This is a genomic window from Sphingomonas silueang, from assembly GCF_040049155.1.
GTDB classification, from domain to species: domain Bacteria; phylum Pseudomonadota; class Alphaproteobacteria; order Sphingomonadales; family Sphingomonadaceae; genus Sphingomonas; species Sphingomonas silueang.
In genome coordinates, this window is record NZ_JBDZDK010000006.1 from 1 (window position 1) to 17,230 (window position 17,230).

Below are 17,230 nucleotides of genomic sequence, written 5' to 3' on the forward strand. Positions count from 1 at the left end.
TATGGTGGTTGTAACGAGACATATGAGCCAGCTTAAACTTTAAACGATCCAAAACCACCTTGAATGGCCCAGACCGCAAGCCGCCGCCCACATGTCCCTTCATCTAAACTACAATGTCAAAGAACTTTCCTGCCCCGACCCCCAGGCCGAAGCGCCAGCAAGCCGGCGATAGGAAGGACCGGAACACCGGCCCCGATCAATCGATCGAAACCGTGGCCCGGTATAAAAAGAGCAATCTCGCCAGCCGCTTCCGCAGCACGACCCGAAGATCAGCGAGGCAACCGAACGAAGAAGCAAAGAGCGTCTCCCCGTCCGGTGAAACGCCATATACGGACCACGCTCAGAGGCGTCAATAACTTTCTGCAGGTTTTTTCGTTCCGCGCATTTTTACTGTTCACGCCCCGGTTTCCAGCCGATGGCGACGCCGTTGTGCCGCCACCTTCCCCCCCATGACGCGACACGCCTATAAGACGCATGACCGCGAGGAAGAGGATTGCATCTTGAGTGCCGTGCATGACCGTAGCTGGACGCTGGAGGCGATCCGCAGGCTGGAGGCGGATTTCTGCCGCTCGGCCGATACCCATCTGATCCGCATCGAACTACCGCGCACGCCGGAGATCACGCTCTACCTCAAGGACGAGTCGGTGCACCCCTCGGGCAGTCTCAAGCATCGCCTCGCCCGCTCGCTGATCCTCTACGGGCTGTGCAACGGGTGGATCGGGCCGGACACGGTGCTGGTCGAGGCGACGAGCGGATCGACCGCGGTGTCGGAAGCCTATTTCGCGCGGCTGATCGGGCTGAAGTTCATCGCCGTCGTCCCCCGCGCGATCGCCGGGGCCAAGATCGATGCGATCCGCTTCCATGGCGGCAGCGTCCATTTCGTCGACGACCCGCGCGAGGTCTATGCCGCCGCGCAGGGGCTGGCCGAGGCGAATCGCGGCCATTATCTCGACCAGTTCACCTATGCCGAGCGCGCGACCGACTGGCGCGGCAACAACAACATCGCCGAATCGATCTTTGCGCAGATGGCCAAGGAGGACCATCCCGAGCCGAGCTGGATCGTGTGCGGCGCGGGCACCGGCGGCACTTCGGCGACGCTGGGGCGGTTCATCCGCTATGGCCGTCATGCGACGCGGCTGTGCGTCGCCGATCCGCAGGCGTCGGTGTTCCACCGCCATTATGCCGACCCGCGCATCCGCACGGTCGAGGGCGAATGTTCCTGCATCGAGGGGATCGGCCGCCCGCGCGTCGAGCCGTCGTTCGTACCTGCCGTCATCGACCGGATGATCGCGGTCGACGACGCCGACAGCATCGGTGCGATGCGCGCGGTGAGCGCCCGGCTCGGGCGGCCGGTCGGCGGATCGACCGGCACCAACATCGCCGCCTGCGCCACGCTGATCGGCGAGATGGCGGCGGCGGGCGAAGCGGGATCGGTGGTGACGATCCTGTGCGATTCGGGGCTGCGCTACGCCGACACCTATCACGACGATGCATGGCTGGCGGCGAAGGGAATCGACTGGCGGCCCGCCGCCGCACGCTACGCCGCCTTCCTCGGTGCGGCGGCGTGAGTCCGCTCAGCGTCACCGATCTGTTCACCATCGGCATCGGGCCGTCGAGCTCGCACACCGTCGGGCCGATGCGTGCGGCGTACAGCTTCGCGACGATGCTGGTCGAGGACGGCCTGGCTCCGGAGCGGCTGCTGTGCGACCTCTACGGATCGCTGTCACTCACCGGGCGCGGCCATGCCACCGACGTCGCCGTCCTGCTCGGCCTGTCGGGCGCCACGCCCGAGGGGGTCGATCCCGATGCGGTCGGGCGGATCGTCGCCGCGATCCATGCCGAACGCACGCTCGACCTGGGCGGCGTGCAGCGGATCGCGTTCGATCCGGCGCGCGACTTGGTATTCAACCCCGGCTTCCTGCCCGGCCACCCCAATGCGATGGCGTTCACCGCCGTCCTCGCCGACGGCAGCCGGATCGTGCGGCGCTACTACTCGATCGGCGGCGGCGCGATCCGGGCGGAGGGCGAGGCACCGCCGCGGATCAACCTGACCCTCCCCCACCCCTTCGCCAGCGGCAACGACCTGCTGGCGCTGTGCACCGAGACGCATCAGTCGATCGCCGAGGTGGTCGCCGCCAACGAGGGCGCATGGCGGCCCGAGGCGGAGACGCATGCCTTCCTCGACGCGGTGCGCGCCGCGATGCTCGGATCGATCGATCGCGGCTGTGCGGGCAGCGGCGAGCTGCCCGGCGGCCTGCATGTCCAGCGCCGCGCGCGGGCGATCCGCGAGAAGCTGCTGGAGCGCGGCCCGCGCACCGACCCCAGCGTCGTGTTCGAGTGGGTGAGCCTGTGGGCGCTGGCGGTGAACGAGGAGAATGCCGCCGGGGGCCGCGTCGTCACCGCGCCGACCAACGGGGCGGCGGGGGTGATCCCGGCGGTGCTCAAATATTACGAGACCTTCGTCCATGGATCGACCCGCGAAGGGGCCCGTGCGCTGCTGATGACCGCCGCCGCGATCGGCTTCCTCTACAAGCAGAACGCCTCGATCTCCGCCGCCGAGATGGGGTGCCAGGGCGAGGTCGGCGTCGCCTGTTCGATGGCCGCCGCAGGGCTGGCCGCCGCGCTGGGCGCCACGCCTGCACAGGTGGAGAATGCCGCCGAAATCGGCATGGAGCACAACCTCGGCCTCACCTGCGATCCGATCGGCGGGCTCGTGCAGATCCCCTGCATCGAACGCAACACGATGGGCGCGATCAAGGCGATCAACGCCGCCTATCTCGCGCTGCACGGCGATGGCCGCCACATCGTCAGCCTCGACCAGGTGATCGAGACGATGCGCCAGACCGGTGAGGACATGAAGAGCCAGTATAAGGAAACCAGCCAGGGCGGCCTGGCGGTCAACGTCGTCGAATGCTGAAGGAACCCCGTTTGTCGAACCTGCCCGATTTCGCCGCGATCACGCCCGATTCGATCCGCCCGACCCTCGATGCGCTGCTGGCCGAGCGCGATGCCGCCGCCGAAGCGGCCAAGGCCGCCGATCCGTCGTTCGCCGCCATCTGGACCCCGATCGAGGCGGCCGATGTCGCGATCGACGATTACTGGTCGAGCGTGTGGCACCTGCACGCCGTCGCCGATACGCCCGAACTGCGCGCCGCCCATGCCGAGGGGCAGGCGGTGCTGACCGAACGGGGCGTCGCCGCGCAGCAGGACCGGGCGATGTTCGATGCGTTGCGCGCGCTCGAAGTCACGCCCGATTTCGCCACGCTGCCCGATGCCGATCGCGTGGCGGTGGAGCGATCGATCCGCGACCGGACGCTGGCCGGGGTCGCGCTGACCGAAGAAGCGCGCGAGCGGTTCCGCGCGGTGGCGACCGAGCTGTCGGCGCTGTCGACCGCGTTCGCCAGCGCGGTGCTCGATGCGACCGATGCGTGGACGCTGCACATCACCGACGAATCGCGCCTTGCCGGTCTGCCGCAGGCCGATCGCACGATGATGACCGACGCCGCGCAGGCGCGCGGGCTGGAGGGATGGCTGGTGACGCTCCAGGCGCCGAGCGTCGTCGCGGTGCTGACCTTCGCCGAGGATCGCGACCTGCGCGCCGAGGTCTACCGCGCCTATGGCACGCGCGCGTCGGATCAGGGGCCGGATGCGGGCCGGTTCGACAACGGCGAGCGCATCCGGCGCATCCTGACGCTGCGGCGCGAGGCGGCGGAACTGCTCGGCTTTCCCGATCCCGTCGCCCGGTCGCTCGCGACCAAGATGGCCCCGGACGTGGGCGAGGTGCTGGCGTTCCTGCGCGACCTTGCCGCCCGCGCCAAGCCGCATGCCGAGGCGGAAGTGGCCGAACTGCGCGCCTTCGCCGCCGAGCATCTCGGGATCGACGATCTCCGGCCATGGGACATCGGCTTCGTCGGCGACCGGCTGAAGCGCCATGCCCATGCGATCGACCAGGCGGCGATCAAGGCCTATTTCCCGGTCGACCGGGTGCTGGGCGGGTGGCGTGCGCTGCTGGATCAGCTGTTCGGCATCATCCTGACCGAACGCGCGGACGTCGCCACCTATCATCCCGACGTGCGCTATTACGACGTGGCCGACGCATCGGGGGTGTTCGCCGGGCTGTACCTCGACCTGCACGCCCGCGCGGGCAAGAAGGGCGGCGCGTGGATGGCCCCGGCGCGCCCCTATCTGGAGGGCGACGCGCCGAGCATTCCGGTCGCCTATCTCGTCTGCAATTTCGCGCCGACCGGGGGCAGCACCCCGCTGCTCGCCCATGACGACGTGACGACGCTGCTGCACGAGACGGGGCATTGCCTCCACCACCTGTTCACCCGCGTGCCGCGCCCCGACATTTCGGGCACCTCCGGCTTCGAGTGGGATGCGGTCGAGTTGCCGAGCCAGTTGATGGAGGACTTCGCGTGGGAGCCTTCGGTCCTTGCCGCCATGTCGGGCCATGTCGAGACGGGCGAGCCGTTGCCGCGCGACCTGTTCGAGCGGATGCTGGCGGCGCGGCGGTTCCAGTCGGGCATGTTCCTCGTCCGGCAGATCGAGTTCGCGATGTTCGACCTGCTGCTGCATCTGGGCACCCACGGCGACGATCCGATGGCGGTGATCGAGGCGGTGCGCGACGAGGTGGCGGTGGTGCGCCCGCCCGCATGGCACCGCTTCCCCCATGGCTTCGCCCATATCTTCGCGGGCGGCTATGCGGCGGGGTACTACAGCTATCTGTGGGCCGAGCTGCTGGCGGCGGACGGCTTCGCGGCCTTTGCCGAGGCGGGGGGCGTGGACCGGGCGACCGGCGACCGGCTGCGGGCGACCGTCCTAAGCCAAGGGTCGGTGCGTCCGGCGATCGAGCTGTTCCGGGCGTTCCGCGGGCGCGATCCCGATCCGCGGGCGATGCTGGCGCGGCATGGGCTGATCTGAGCGCCCGAAGTTTACAAACTTTACACTAACACGTGATGTCGCGCGGCAGGTTGGTTTCATTTTGAAATCTAACTGCCGCGCGGGCGGCAGCGATCGCGCGACCGAGGTCGGGGAGCGGCACGCCGCGCAGTTCGAGCCAGTAGCGCCCCATGCGGTCGGTGACGATCCGCCCCTCCCCTTGCGCCAACGTCAGCGGACGGGCGCTGTGCGGCCCGGCCAGCCGCAGCCGGAGCGGCGCGGCGGGATCGCTGCCGACGCCGCGCCGCAGGTCCGACGGGGCACGGGCGAAGGCGGCGCGGAACGCCTCGTTGAAGCGGCGCACGCTGCCATAGCCTGCCGCGAAGGCGATATCGGTCAGCGGCAGCCGGGTATCGTGGACCAGTTGCTTGGCGAGGTTCAGCCGCCGCGTCGCCTCCACCGCCAGCGGCCCCGCCCCCAGATGCTGCGCGAACAGCCGCCGGAGCTGACGATCGGTCATCCCCAGCCGGTCGGCGAGCGCGCTGACGCTGCCCTCCGCCAGCGCGCCGTCGTCGATCAGCCGCAGCGCGCGCTGGACGGTGGCGAGGGTGCCGGTCCACGCCGGGCTGTTCGGCGCGGTTTCGGGGCGACAGCGCAGGCAGGCGCGATAGCCCGCCGCCTGTGCCGCCGCCGCGCTGGGATGAAAGGTGACATGGCCGCGCGCGGGGGTCCGCGCCGGGCAGACCGGGCGGCAGTAGATGCCGGTGGTGGTGACGCCCACGAAGAACCGCCCGTCGGCGGCGGGATCGCGGGCGATGAGCGCGGCATAGCAGGCGTCGGCGTCGAGCATCGTGCCGCGATCCTATCGTTCAGGGCGTCGCGTCAGTAGCGGAAAACGGACGTCGCGGTGCCGTCAGGTCCGTTTTCCGCTGGCAGACGCCCGGCCAAGCGCGCACCTGAAGGCGCATGACCGAGCCCCCGCCCCTGTACGAAGAACGCCTGTCCTCGCCGATCGGGGAGGTGGTGGTGCTGACCGATGGTGCCGGTGCGCTGCGCGCGCTGGACTTCGCCGATTTCGATGCCCGGATGCGACGGCTGCTCGACCGGCATTACGGGGTCGGCGGGTGGCGGATAACGGCGGCCAGCGGCAGGAGCGACGCGGCGCGGGCGGTGACGGCCTATTTCGCGGGTGATCTCTCGGCGATCGACGGGATCGCGACCGCCACCGGGGGCACGGCGTTCCAGCGCGCGGTCTGGGCGGCGCTGCGCGAGGTCAGGTGCGGACGAACGGTATCCTATGGCGAACTCGCGGTCGCGATCGGACGCCCGAGCGCGGTGCGTGCGGTGGGGCTGGCCAACGGCGCGAACCCGGTGGCGATCGTGGTGCCGTGCCACCGGATCATCGGGCGATCGGGGGCGCTGACGGGATATGCCGGGGGCGTGGCGCGCAAGCGGTGGCTGCTGGCGCATGAGGGCGTGGGGTTGATCCAGCCACGGGCGGACGCAGTGGCGTGACCGAGCCGGATATCGCCAACGCATTGTAACAATAGGTTGCGTCTGCCGATTCCGGTAGCTGAACTGCGCGCCGGATGACAGGATGCGAGGCTCCAATGGACAGTCGGCAGCGAGCAGATACGATGTTCAGACCGGTAGCAGCGATCCTTGCGTCAGCCTTTCTCGCATCGTCCGTGACGGCGTCGGCGCAGGCCCGGCCTGCCGATACCGCGCCTACGCCGGCGGAACTCCGGGCGTTGGTCCAGTCGGCCTGGCCGAACTTTGCGCGGATGATCTATGTCGAAGACCGCCTGGTCGATCCGCCGAAGCGGCTTGTCCGCCTGCCGCAGTCGCTTTGCCTCGAGGCCTGGGCGGGCGCCTATAACTGCGCCTCGATCCTCGAATATGAGCTGACCAACGGCAGGCAGCGAAGCCTGTTGCTGATGCATAGCGTCACGCGAAACGAGCGAGGCAAGCTGGAAGACGCCATTCTCGTTCGGGAAACGCCGGTGTCGCCTTCGACCAGCGGGATTCGCTGACGCCGTTGGGGCCGGGATGCGTCGCCGAAGCTGGGGCGGCATGCGGTCCGCGACACGGTCGCGCACCGTCGGGCGATGCCGACGGTGAACCCGCTATGACCGCGTGAGGGCGAACCATCACGCGCCTGCGCGACGCCGCCGCCGACCGGGCCGGAGTCGTTCCAGAAATGGAAGGCCAGCCTTGGTGGCCGCAACGGCTTATTCGCCCACAGCCCGGGCAGAAGCGTCATCGGTTATGGATTCCCGCCTGCGCGGGAAGGACGAGCCGGGGAGCCCTGCCTATACCAACGCCGCGCGCACGTCCCCGCCCGGCGCCATCGCCGCATAGGCGCGCTGCACCGCCTGCGCGAACGCCGCATCGTCGCCCAGATCGCCGAACACGTCGCGCAGCGCCAGCAGTGCCGCCGGATCGCCCGCGCGCGCCAGCAGCACGTCGGCCTGCGGATCGACCAGCGCCTCGCCGCTCATCTTGCGCAGTTCGAGGAAGCGGAACCATGCCGCGATCGGCACCGCCAGCCGATCGATGCTCCGCCCCGCCGCGCGCGCGTCGCGTACCGTGTCGAGCAGGCGATAGGGCAGCTTCTGCGATCCGTCCCATGCGATCTGCGCCAGTTGATGCGCGATCGCCGGGTTGGCGAAGCGGGCGAGCACCGCATCGATATAGCCGCCGAGGTCCATCTCGGCAGGCGGGCGGATCGACGGGGCGATATCCTCGCGCATCAGCCGGGCGACGAAATCGCGTAGAGGCCCGTCGCCCATCGCGTCGCGCACCGTCGCATGGCCGAGCAGCAGCCCGACATAGGCGAGTGTCGAATGCGGCCCGTTGAGGAGGCGTAGCTTCGCATTCTCGAAGCCGCGCACGTCGCGGGTGAACTGCACGCCTGCCGCTTCCAGCGGCGGCCGCTCTCCGGCGAAATCATCCTCGACCACCCATTGCGCGAACGCTTCGCGCTGGATCGGCCATGCGTCATCCAGCCCGGTCGCGGCGCGGACGGTATCGCGCAAGGCATCGTCGGTGGCAGGCGTGATCGAATCGACCATGCTGGACGGGAAGCGGACATGGTCGTCGATCCAGCCCGCAAGCGCCGGATCGCGCGCGGCGGCGAGATCGCGGACCGAGCGGCGGAAGCGGTGGCCGTTGTCCGCCAGATTGTCGCACGACAGCAAGGTGATCGCACCCCCGCCCGCCGCCCGCCGCGCCGCCAGCCCGGCGACCAGCCAGCCCGACAGGGTGGACGGGGCCGCCCCGTCCAGCTCACGCACGATCGCAGGGGAATCGAGGTCGAGCGCGCCGTTCCCGGTCAGGTGATAGCCCTTTTCGGTCACGGTCGTCGTCACCAGCCGGGTGGTCGGCGCGGCGATGCGCGAGAGCAGCGCGTCGGGCCGGTGCGCGGTCAGCAGCTCGGCGATCGATCCGATGATGCGGTACCGCGTCTCCTCGCCGAGCAGCGCCAGCGTGTACAGCCCGTCCTGCGGACCCAGCGCATCGGCGACGCCGGTCGAATTGAGCGCGACCGCACTGATCGCCCAGCGCGGATCGTCGCGCAGGATGCTGTCGACATAGGCCGCCTGATGCGCGCGGTGGAACGCGCCGGGGCCGATATGGACGATGCCCGGCGTCAGCGCGCCGCGGTCATAGCCGGGCCGATCGACGGCGGCGGCGGCCTGCGCGAGGGTGGCGTTCGACAGTCTCACAGCTTGTACGCCTGCTTCACCAGATTGTAGGTCAGGTCGTGTGCCAGCGCATGGGCATCGTCCAGCCCGAGGCGGTGTTCGGCGACCAGCCGGGCGAGGAACGCGCAATCGACCCGCCGCGCGACATCATGCCGCGCCGGGATCGACAGGAAGGCGCGGGTATCGTCGTTGAAGCCGACGGTGTTGTAGAAGCCCGCCGTCTCGGTCGTCCTCTCGCGGAAGCGGCGCATCCCCTCCGGCGAATCATGGAACCACCATGCGGGCCCGAGCTTCAGGCACGGATAATGGCCCGCCAGCGGCGCCAGTTCGCGGGCATAGGTCGATTCGTCGAGGGTGAAGAGGATGATCGTCAGCCCGGTGCTGGTGCCGACCACGTCGAGCATGGGTTTGAGCGCCGCGACATAATCGGTGCGCGTCGGGATATCGGCGCCCTTGTCGCGGCCGTACGCCTCGAACAGGCCGCGATTGTGGTTGCGGAAGCTGCCGGGGTGGATCTGCATGACGAGGCCGTCGTCGATCGACATCCGCGCCATCTCGGTCAGCATCTGCGCGCGGAACCGTTCGGCATCGGCGGCGTCGGCGGTGCCCGCGATCACCTTCGCGAACAGCGCCTCCGCTTCCGGCCGCGACAGGTTGGCGGTGCGGGCGGTCGGGTGGCCGTGATCGGTCGAGGTCGCGCCGGCGGCGATGAAGTCCTGCCGACGCTTGCGGTGGGCGTTCAGATAGCCGGTCCAGTCGTGGACGTCCTCTTGCGTCAGGTCGGCGAATTTGGCGAGCGCGGGGCGGAACGCCTCATGCTCGCAATCGATCACCGCATCGGGGCGATAGGCGGTGACGACCCGCCCGCCCCAGCCGCTCGCCCGGATCGCGCGGTGGTGGTCGAGCGGGTCGTCGGCCCCTTCGGTCGTCGCGATCAGCTCGATGCCGAACCGCTCGAACAGCGCGCGCGGGCGATAGGCGTCGCCGGCGAGCAACGCGCCGATCCGGTCGTAATAGTCGTCGGCATTGGCCGCCGACAACGCCTCCTCGAAACCGAACACCTCGCCGAACACATGGTCGAGCCACAGCCGCGACGGGGTGCCGCGGAACAGGTGCTGGTGCGACGCGAACACCCGCCACGCCGCGCGCGGATCGGCGGAGATGCTGCCGTCGCGGCGCGGCACCGCCAGCGAATCGAGGTCGATCCCCTGGCTGTAGAGCATGCGGAAGATATAGTGATCGGGCGACAGCAGCAGCTCGGTGGCGTTGCTCCACTTGCGGTCGGTCGCGAACCACGCCGGGTCGGTATGGCCGTGCGGGCTGACGATCGGGAGCGCACGGATTTCGCCGTACAGGTCGCGGGCGATGGCGCGGGTCGTCGCCTCGGCGGGGAACAGGCGGTCGGGATCGAGCAGCAGGGCGGGCATCACACTCTCCTTTGGTCAGGCCAATGCGGGATTGTGCCAGCGGTGGCAACAGGGTATTTGACCCCATGCTCGAAATTGCTTCCCCCGCGCCGTCGGTGCGCGTCGATCCCGGTGACGATGTCGCGGTCCTGCTCCGGCCGGTGGCGGCGGGCGATCCGGTGCAGGTGGAGGACGGCGTGATCGTCGCGCGCGACGCGATCCCTGCGGGCCACAAGGTCGCGGTGCGTGCCGTCGCCGCCGGGGCGCCGGTCCGGCGATACCGCGCGGCGATCGGCCTCGCCCGAAGCGATATCGCGGTGGGCGAACATGTCCATGTCCACAATGTCGCGACTGCGCTGTCGGGCGAGGACGCCTATGCCTATGCCCCCGCGCTGCCCGAACCGGTGTCCCCGCGCGTCGAGCCGGGGTTTCTGGGCTATGTCCGCGCCGACGGCAGCGTGGCGACCCGCAACGAGGTGTGGATCCTGCCGACCGTCGGCTGCGTCGGGCGGCTGGGCGAGCGGATCGCCGCCGCCGCAGGCCCGCGCCATGCCGGGCGGATCGACGGGGTGCATGCGTTCAACCACCCCTTCGGCTGTTCGCAGCTGGGCGACGACCTGAACCGCACCGGCGCGATCCTGGCGGCGCTGGCGGCCAATCCGAATGCGGGCGGGGTGCTGCTGCTGGGCCTCGGGTGCGAATCGAACCAGCTCGACGCGATGCTGGCACGGATGCCCGATGCGGTGCGCGCCAGGGTGCGGCACGTGCGCGCGCAGGCCAGCGGCGACGAGTTCGGCGAGGGGCTGGCCGCGGTCGATGCGCTGGCGGAGGCGGCGGCGGACACGCGGCGACCGGTGCCGCTGTCGGCGCTCCGGCTCGGCGTGAAGTGCGGCGGATCGGATTCGATGAGCGGGCTGACCGCCAATCCGCTGATCGGGCGGATGACCGACCGGGTGGCGGCGGCGGGCGGCACGGTGCTGATGACCGAGATCCCCGAGATCTTCGGCGCGGAGCGGCTGCTGATGGCACGCTGCGCGGACGAGGGCGTGTTCGACCGGCTGGTGGAGGTGACGAACCGCTTCAAGCGCTATTTCCTCGACCATGGCGAGCCGGTGTCGGAGAATCCCAGCCCCGGCAACATCGCGGGCGGCATCACCACGCTGGAGGAGAAGTCGCTCGGCGCGGTGCAGAAGGGCGGCGTGGCGACCGTCACCGACGTGCTCGACTATGGCGAGGCGGTGCGCACGGGCGGGCTGTCGGTAGTCGATGCGCCGGGCAACGACGCCGTCTCCACCACCGCGCTGGCGGCGGCGGGGGCGACGATCACGCTGTTCTCGACCGGACGCGGCACGCCGCTGGGCAGCCCGGTGCCGACGATGAAGATCGCGACCAACCACGATCTGGCGACGCGCAAGGCGGGGTGGATCGATTTCGACGCGGGCAGCGTGCTCGAGATCGGGCAGGACGCTGCCGCCGATGCGCTGCTGGCCCGGATCGTCGCGGTCGCATCGGGCGAACCTGCGCGCAACGAGGTGAACGACGAGCGCGCGATCGGGATATGGAAATCGGGCGTGACGCTATAGGGCGATTGCCGCAGCGACCGGACCGGCGCATGCTCGCACAATGATCCGCCGTCTCGCGATCTTGCTGTTCGTCGTTGCGGGCACCGCCGGTTGCGATCGGCGGCCGCCCAAGGTGTCCGACGCCGACATGGCGTATTACGAGGCCAGCCTGCCGGGGATGACCGGGGAATGCCGGGCGATGGTGCGACGCGAAGGTCTGTTTTCCATACCGTTCTACACCGACGAATGCTTCCGGATGACACAGCCGCGACGCTGGCAAGGGCTCTGGCGGACCGGGTTCGAGGATTCGATGTTCTGCGAGGTTCCGGCGACCCGCTGTAGTCTGGGTTCGCAACCGGAGGATGTCTGGATCGAGTTCAAGACCCCGGCCGATTTCCGCGCAAAGGTTCCGGACGGGTTGTACCGGATCGATTTCATCGGACGCCGCACCGTCGTGCCCGGCAGCCACGGCCATCTGGGAGTCGCGCGCCACGCGATGGTGGTCGACCGGCTGTTGTTCATCGACAAAGTTGCAGACACGCCACGATAGGGCAGCGCCCTACCCCGCGAACATCGCATAGCGTTCGCGCCACGCCGCGACTTCGGCGGCGAGCGGTGCGGGCGGCGGGTCGCCCGACAGGACCAGCGCGGCGACCCTTCGGTCGGGGTGCATCAGCATCTTTTCCGCGCCGTCGCTGAACCAGACGGGCACGAGATCCTCGCACAGCCGGTCGAGCAGCGCCGCCGCCATGCCGTTCGCGAGCGCGGCGCTGCCCGGCAGCAGGCGGACGTTGATCGCCACGCCCTCGAACAGGTTCTGCGGCTTCGCGACGAAATTGAGCGAGACGAGCAACCCCGAGCGATCCGGCCGCATGTCCTCGCGCAGCGACGCCAGCCGCCGCCACACGCAGAACCACGTCCGGCAGATATGCGGGCGCACCGCATGGATCGAACAACCCCGCGCGCCCAGATGGGTGCAGGGCACGCCCGCAGGCTTGGCGAAATCGGGCGAGGCGACGGTCAGATGGGTGCAGCAGGCGGTACATTCGCCGCACGACCGGTCGGGCAGCACCGGGCCGAGCAGCAACGTCTCGACATCGCCCGGCGCAGTCATGCCGCCGCCCGCCCGATCAGCCCGGCCAGTTCGGCGAACAGCGGCTCGTCCGCTTCGGTGAAGTTGAAACAGGTCTTGCCCTGCCGCCGCTTCGCCAGCGCGGGCGACAGACCGTCCGCCAGTTCCGGCGCGTCGTAGAGCGGGATCACATGCACCGCGACATAGCGCTTCCTGGTCGTGACCGTGCCGAACCAGACGGGCTTGCCGGTCTTCGGATCGGTGCGCGGGGTGTGGAGCAGCAGGTTGCCCGGTTCGTCGATCGCGATGCGCTGGCCCGTGGCGGCACCCAGCATCACGTCGCGCAGGCGGGCGAAGACGGCGTCATACACGGCGCAGCCCCCCGCCATAGGCCGCCGCCTTGCCGACATAGACCGCCGCCGACATGCGCAGGCCTGCCAGTTGCTCGGGCGTCAGCGGCCGTACCGCGCGCGCCGGGCTGCCGACGATCAGCTGGCCGGGCGGGAACTGCTTGCCCTCCGTCACCAGCGCGCCCGCGCCGATGATGCAGTCGTCGGCGATGACCGCATGGTTCAGCACGATCGCGCCCATGCCGATCAGCACCCGGTCGCCGATGGTGCAGCCGTGGAGGATCGCGCGGTGGCCGATCGTGCAGTCCGCGCCGACGGTCAGCGGGGCATGGGGGTCGCTGTGCAGCACCGCGCCGTCCTGCACGTTGCTGCGCGCGCCGATCGCGATCGTGCCGTTGTCGGCGCGGACGACCGCACCGAACCAGACGCTCGCCTGCGCCCCCAGCTGCACCGCACCGATCAGGTCGGCGGACGGCACGACCCAGCTGTCGGGGGCGAGGACGGGAACGGCATCGGCGAGCGCATGGATCGGCATGGCCGCGACGCTATCACCGCGGCGCGAGCGGGGCGAGCCGTTTGCCGAGCAGCGCGGCGAAGCGATCGAGCGGGCAACGCTTCGCGCAGCCGGGCACGGCGATCGGCACGTCGAGCACGGTCGCAGTACCGCGCCGGATCGCATCCAGCGGCTGCACGCGGTACGACACCGCAACGAACGGCCCCCGCGCATCGCGCATCCGGGCGAACACCAGCGCGCCGCCGGGGGCCACGTCGTTCCGCGCGAAGCCCGGCGCGCCGAGATCGACGCGGAGCGCGGCGGCCAATGCGGTGACGTTGGTGTCATGGCCGACCAACGCCTCCAGCCGGGGGCCGTGCGCGGCGGTCAGCGTGGCGAGCATGTGGCGGCCGACCGGCCCCGCCTGATGCGCCGCCATATAGGGCGAGCGGGTGAACACGTCGAACAGCGCGGCGTGGAGGCTGCCGATCGCCCGGATCGTCGCGGCATCGGCGCGCCCGAAACCGACGTCGCGCATCGGCATCCCTTCGGCATATTGCAGCAGGATCACCTGCGCGGTGCCCGAGGTCGATCGGATCGGCCCGGTCAGTTCGATGCCGTGGCCGTCGGCGCCGGCACGCAGCGTCGCCGGGCCGGGCGTGCTGCACCCGGCGGACAGGCCGCAGCCGAGCACGCGGTCGAGGGTGCGGATCGCGCGGACATGGCGCGCGGTGAGCGCATCGACGCCGCCGGTGTACGCCGTGATCGCCGCGACCGCCTGTCCTGCATCGAAATCGGTCGCAAGGGCGCGCAGCGGCTCGAACAGCGGATCGACGGCGGGCGCATCCAGATGCTCGACCGCGATCCTGCAACCGGGTGCGAGCGCAGCGGCATAGGCCCGTCCGGTGGCGATGGTGCGCTCGGGCGTATTGGTGCGGATGCGGATGCTGCCCGGCGCGGGGCAGCCGGTCGCGGCCAGCCAGCGGCGGTCGTGGCGGGCGACCTGCGCGATCACCGCCGCGCCGTGCGGGGTCAGATGCTCGGGCGCGACCGGCCAGCCCGGCCAGGTGCCCGACACGCGGGTATCGGCGGGTGCCTCGCCCACGATCGGCGCGCGCACGCCGTGGCGCATCAGCAGCACGATGCGCTCGACCACCGGCGCACGCGCGGCGGCGGGAAGCGGCAGGAGGGTGAAGGCTGCCCCGAGCAGCGCGGCGATCCGAAAGGTCATGGCGTCGCTCCATGCCGCCGATCGACGACAGTTCGGCGACAGTCGCCCGCCGGGGTGGATCGTCATATAACCCTCGGTTGGCCTGCTCCCCTCTCTGGCAGGATTCCTCTGCGGAAGTCCAAGGTCAGCGCTTGATCCTGCCGTACCCCCCGCGCAGGTGGGGGTCCAGAGCCAGGTAGAACAACGGCTTGCGTCCGTGGCTCCTGGACCCCCGCCTCCGCGGGGGTACGGAAAAGGAGTTTCGCAGAGGAATCCGCCCGCGGACGGGAGAAACGGAACGTCGATCCGGCCTATGGCGCGATCGGCAGCGCCCGCGCCTCGGCGAGGATCACGCAGAATGCGCCGTCGTCGCCGCACCATTGCTGCACCGGGGTCCAGCCGCCCGCGCGCAGCAGCAGCCGGGCGTCGCGGTCGCCGTATTTGTGGCTGTTCTCGGTGTGGATCGTCTCGCCCGCGGCCATCGCGAAGTCGTGGCCGTCGACGGTGAAGCGCACGGCGCGGGTCGCGCGCAGGTGCATCTCGATCCGGGCGGCATCGTCGTTCCAGCGCGCCTCGTGCGCGAAGGCATCGAGCGGCACCGTGCCGTTCAGCTCGCGGTTGATCCGCTCCAGCAGGTTCAGGTTGAACGCGGCGGTAACGCCCGCCGCATCGTCATAGGCGGCGGTCAGGACGCCGACGTCCTTGATCCGGTCGATGCCGATCAGCAGCATCGCCCCCTGCCCCAGCCAGTCGCGCATCGCGGCGAGCAGCGTGGTGGCGGCCTGCGGCTCCATGTTGCCGATGGTCGATCCGGGGAAGAAGCCGAGCTTGGGCAGGTCCGCGACCTGTTCGGGCAGCGGGACGGGCTTCATGAAGTCGGCCTCGACCGGCAGCACCGGCAGCCCCGGGAACTGCGCGGCGAGCGTCGCCGACGAACTGCGCAGGAACTCGCCCGAAATGTCGATCGGGACATAGGCGGCGGGTTCGATGCAGTGGAGCAGGATCGGCGTCTTGACCGACGATCCCGATCCGAATTCGACCACCGCGACGCCGTCGCCCACCGCGCCGACCAGCTCGGGGCAGATGCTGCGCAGGATCGCGGTTTCGGCGCGCGTCGGATAATATTCGGGGAGCGCGGTGATATCCTCGAACAGTTCCGACCCGCGCCGGTCGTAGAACCAGCGGGCGGGAATCGCCTTTTGCCGCAGCGACAGGCCGGACAGCACATCGGCGCGGAAGGCGGGATCGGCGCGCACCGCCAGCGGGGCATCTTCGGTCAGCAGCATCACAGATCCTTCGCGAGCCGGACGCCGGTGAACTGCCAGCGCTGGTGGGGATAGAAGAAGTTGCGGTAGCAGGGGCGCGCATGGCCACGCGGCGTGGCGCAGGACGATCCGCGCAGCACGAACTGCCCGCTCATGAACTTGCCGTTATATTCGCCGACCGCGCCCGCCACCGGCTGGAACCGGGGATAGGGGCGGTAGGCGCTGCCGGTCCATTGCCACACGTCGCCGAAGAAGGCGGGGCCGCCGGTCGACGGACGCGGCTCGACCGGGCCTGCGGCGTCGAGCTGGTTGCCGCCCGCCGGATCATGGGCGGCGGCATGCGCCTCCCACTCGAACTCGGTCGGCAGGCGCGCGCCCGCCCATGCGGCATAGGCGTCGGCCTCGTAGAAGCTGACATGCGTCACCGGCGCGGCGGGATCGATCGCGCGCCGCCCGTCCAATCCGAAGCGGGTCCAGCCGTCGCCCTGCCGCTGCCAATAGAGCGGCGCGGCGATGCGGTTCGCCTGCACCCATGCCCAACCGTCGGCCAGCCAGAACTCCGGCCGGGCATAGCCGCTGTCGGCGATGAACGCGGCCCATTCGCCGTTGGTGACGGTGCGATCGGCGATGGCATGGCGCTCGATCAGCGCGCGGTGGCGCGGGCCTTCGCAGTCGAAGGCGAAGCCGTCGCCGCCATGGCCCACCTCGACGATGCCGCCCGCATGCTCGATCCAGCCGATCGGGCCGGGCATCGCCACCGGACGCTTGGGCTCGGGCGTGAACATCGCGGGTTCGAGCGGGTTCTCGCTGAAATGGTGGAGGATGTCGGTCAGCAGCAGTTCCTGATGCTGTTCCTCGTGATGGCAGCCCAGCGCCACCAGCGCCTGCGCCTCGTCGCCGAGCCGGGGCAGCGCCGCCAGCAGCGCGGCGTCGACGGCGGCGCGATAGCCGCGCACCTCGTCGAGCGACGGGCGGGTAATCATGCCGCGCCGCGCACGGGCATGCCGCCGCCCCTCCGCCTCGTAATAGCTGTTGAAGAGGAACGGGAAACGTTCGTCGTGGAGCGTATAGCCCGGCAGGTGATCGCGCAGCACGAACGTCTCGAAGAACCAGGTCGTGTGCGCCAGATGCCATTTGACCGGCGAGGCATCGTCCATCGACTGCACGCTGGCATCGGCATCCGACAGCGGCGCGGCGAGCGCATCGGTGAGCGCACGGACCTTCGCGTACCGCCCGGCAAGGGCCAGATGGGGCGCGGCGGTGGGTAAAGCTCGCATCGTCGCCCGC

Annotated in this window: 16 protein-coding genes; 7 read left to right on the top strand and 9 right to left on the bottom strand. The window is 70.0% G+C overall.

Annotated features, from left to right (window positions below; translation table 11 throughout):
* The first annotated feature begins 509 nt into the window (after positions 1-509).
* From ABLE43_RS07800 to ABLE43_RS07810, 3 genes are read left to right on the top strand one after another with little or no spacing between them, the layout of a single operon-like run.
* A complete protein-coding gene (locus tag ABLE43_RS07800) occupies positions 510-1,568 on the top strand; it encodes a PLP-dependent cysteine synthase family protein (RefSeq protein WP_425475241.1) in 1,059 nt (352 codons plus the stop codon).
* Positions 1,493-2,917: an L-serine ammonia-lyase gene (locus ABLE43_RS07805; protein ID WP_425475239.1), complete on the top strand. Its 1,425-nt coding sequence runs from the start codon at positions 1,493-1,495 to the stop codon at positions 2,915-2,917. The genes ABLE43_RS07800 and ABLE43_RS07805 overlap by 76 nt, the downstream gene beginning before the upstream one ends.
* Complete coding sequence (locus ABLE43_RS07810) at positions 2,911-4,920, top strand: M3 family metallopeptidase (RefSeq protein ID WP_348977927.1); 2,010 nt, start codon at positions 2,911-2,913, stop codon at positions 4,918-4,920. The genes ABLE43_RS07805 and ABLE43_RS07810 overlap by 7 nt, the downstream gene beginning before the upstream one ends.
* Before the next feature lie 25 nt (positions 4,921-4,945).
* Here the strand turns inward: ABLE43_RS07810 and ABLE43_RS07815 are convergent, their stop codons facing one another.
* On the bottom strand, positions 4,946-5,728 hold the full coding sequence (locus ABLE43_RS07815) for a bifunctional transcriptional activator/DNA repair enzyme AdaA (RefSeq protein ID WP_348977928.1): 783 nt from the start codon (positions 5,726-5,728) through the stop codon (positions 4,946-4,948).
* Between the two features lie 116 nt (positions 5,729-5,844).
* Between ABLE43_RS07815 and ogt the strand changes: the two genes are divergently transcribed.
* Together ogt and ABLE43_RS07825 are read left to right on the top strand one after the other, a co-directional pair.
* Positions 5,845-6,393: a methylated-DNA--[protein]-cysteine S-methyltransferase gene (ogt, locus tag ABLE43_RS07820; protein WP_348977929.1), complete on the top strand. Its 549-nt coding sequence runs from the start codon at positions 5,845-5,847 to the stop codon at positions 6,391-6,393.
* A gap of 122 nt (positions 6,394-6,515) precedes the next feature.
* Complete coding sequence (locus ABLE43_RS07825; RefSeq protein ID WP_348977930.1) at positions 6,516-6,911, top strand: hypothetical protein; 396 nt, start codon at positions 6,516-6,518, stop codon at positions 6,909-6,911.
* Positions 6,912-7,190: 279 nt separating this feature from the next.
* On the opposite strand, the gene ABLE43_RS07830 is transcribed toward ABLE43_RS07825, so the two are convergent.
* Both ABLE43_RS07830 and uxaC read right to left on the bottom strand, forming a co-directional pair.
* Entirely contained in the window at positions 7,191-8,606 is a 1,416-nt protein-coding gene (locus ABLE43_RS07830; RefSeq protein WP_348977931.1) for a mannitol dehydrogenase family protein, read from the bottom strand.
* Entirely contained in the window at positions 8,603-10,012 is a 1,410-nt protein-coding gene (gene uxaC, locus ABLE43_RS07835) for a glucuronate isomerase (RefSeq protein WP_348977932.1), read from the bottom strand. Before uxaC ends, ABLE43_RS07830 begins: the two co-directional genes overlap by 4 nt.
* Positions 10,013-10,077: 65 nt before the next feature.
* On the opposite strand from uxaC, the gene ABLE43_RS07840 reads away from it, so the two are divergent.
* Both ABLE43_RS07840 and ABLE43_RS07845 read left to right on the top strand, forming a co-directional pair.
* A complete protein-coding gene (locus tag ABLE43_RS07840) occupies positions 10,078-11,574 on the top strand; it encodes a UxaA family hydrolase (protein WP_348977933.1) in 1,497 nt (498 codons plus the stop codon).
* Positions 11,575-11,686: 112 nt separating this feature from the next.
* Positions 11,687-12,103, top strand: a complete 417-nt coding sequence (locus ABLE43_RS07845; protein WP_348977934.1) for a hypothetical protein — start codon at positions 11,687-11,689, stop codon at positions 12,101-12,103.
* Positions 12,104-12,112: 9 nt separating this feature from the next.
* On the opposite strand, the gene ABLE43_RS07850 is transcribed toward ABLE43_RS07845, so the two are convergent.
* From ABLE43_RS07850 to egtB, 6 genes are all read right to left on the bottom strand, one after another.
* Positions 12,113-12,667, bottom strand: coding sequence for a YkgJ family cysteine cluster protein (locus ABLE43_RS07850; protein WP_348977935.1), 555 nt, complete (start codon positions 12,665-12,667; stop codon positions 12,113-12,115).
* Positions 12,664-12,996 carry a hypothetical protein gene (locus tag ABLE43_RS07855; RefSeq protein ID WP_348977936.1) on the bottom strand — a complete coding sequence of 111 codons (333 nt, stop codon included), beginning with the start codon at positions 12,994-12,996 and terminating at the stop codon, positions 12,664-12,666. The genes ABLE43_RS07850 and ABLE43_RS07855 overlap by 4 nt, the downstream gene beginning before the upstream one ends.
* On the bottom strand, positions 12,989-13,510 hold the full coding sequence (locus tag ABLE43_RS07860) for a gamma carbonic anhydrase family protein (RefSeq protein WP_348977937.1): 522 nt from the start codon (positions 13,508-13,510) through the stop codon (positions 12,989-12,991). Before ABLE43_RS07860 ends, ABLE43_RS07855 begins: the two co-directional genes overlap by 8 nt.
* Before the next feature lie 13 nt (positions 13,511-13,523).
* The gene (locus ABLE43_RS07865; RefSeq protein ID WP_348977938.1) at positions 13,524-14,765 is read right to left on the bottom strand and encodes a histidine phosphatase family protein; all 1,242 of its coding nucleotides are present in this window, start codon (positions 14,763-14,765) and stop codon (positions 13,524-13,526) included.
* Between the two features lie 224 nt (positions 14,766-14,989).
* Complete coding sequence (gene egtD / locus ABLE43_RS07870) at positions 14,990-15,964, bottom strand: L-histidine N(alpha)-methyltransferase (RefSeq protein ID WP_348977939.1); 975 nt, start codon at positions 15,962-15,964, stop codon at positions 14,990-14,992.
* The gene (gene egtB / locus ABLE43_RS07875) at positions 15,964-17,220 is read right to left on the bottom strand and encodes an ergothioneine biosynthesis protein EgtB (RefSeq protein WP_348977940.1); all 1,257 of its coding nucleotides are present in this window, start codon (positions 17,218-17,220) and stop codon (positions 15,964-15,966) included. The genes egtD and egtB overlap by 1 nt, the downstream gene beginning before the upstream one ends.
* Positions 17,221-17,230: the final 10 nt, after the last annotated feature.

Bases quoted from the DNA above. Each gene is read 5' to 3' on its own strand.
- ABLE43_RS07825 (WP_348977930.1), top strand. From the start codon at position 6,516: ATGTTCAGACCGGTAGCAGCGATCCTTGCGTCAGCCTTTCTCGCATCG.
- uxaC (WP_348977932.1), bottom strand. From the start codon at position 10,012: ATGCCCGCCCTGCTGCTCGATCCCGACCGCCTGTTCCCCGCCGAGGCG.
- ABLE43_RS07805 (WP_425475239.1), top strand. From the start codon at position 1,493: ATGGCTGGCGGCGAAGGGAATCGACTGGCGGCCCGCCGCCGCACGCTA.
- ABLE43_RS07850 (WP_348977935.1), bottom strand. From the start codon at position 12,667: ATGACTGCGCCGGGCGATGTCGAGACGTTGCTGCTCGGCCCGGTGCTG.
- ABLE43_RS07815 (WP_348977928.1), bottom strand. From the start codon at position 5,728: ATGCTCGACGCCGACGCCTGCTATGCCGCGCTCATCGCCCGCGATCCC.
- egtD (WP_348977939.1), bottom strand. From the start codon at position 15,964: ATGCTGCTGACCGAAGATGCCCCGCTGGCGGTGCGCGCCGATCCCGCC.
- ABLE43_RS07860 (WP_348977937.1), bottom strand. From the start codon at position 13,510: ATGCCGATCCATGCGCTCGCCGATGCCGTTCCCGTCCTCGCCCCCGAC.
- ogt (WP_348977929.1), top strand. From the start codon at position 5,845: ATGACCGAGCCCCCGCCCCTGTACGAAGAACGCCTGTCCTCGCCGATC.
- egtB (WP_348977940.1), bottom strand. From the start codon at position 17,220: ATGCGAGCTTTACCCACCGCCGCGCCCCATCTGGCCCTTGCCGGGCGG.
- ABLE43_RS07840 (WP_348977933.1), top strand. From the start codon at position 10,078: ATGCTCGAAATTGCTTCCCCCGCGCCGTCGGTGCGCGTCGATCCCGGT.
- ABLE43_RS07865 (WP_348977938.1), bottom strand. From the start codon at position 14,765: ATGACGATCCACCCCGGCGGGCGACTGTCGCCGAACTGTCGTCGATCG.
- ABLE43_RS07810 (WP_348977927.1), top strand. From the start codon at position 2,911: ATGCTGAAGGAACCCCGTTTGTCGAACCTGCCCGATTTCGCCGCGATC.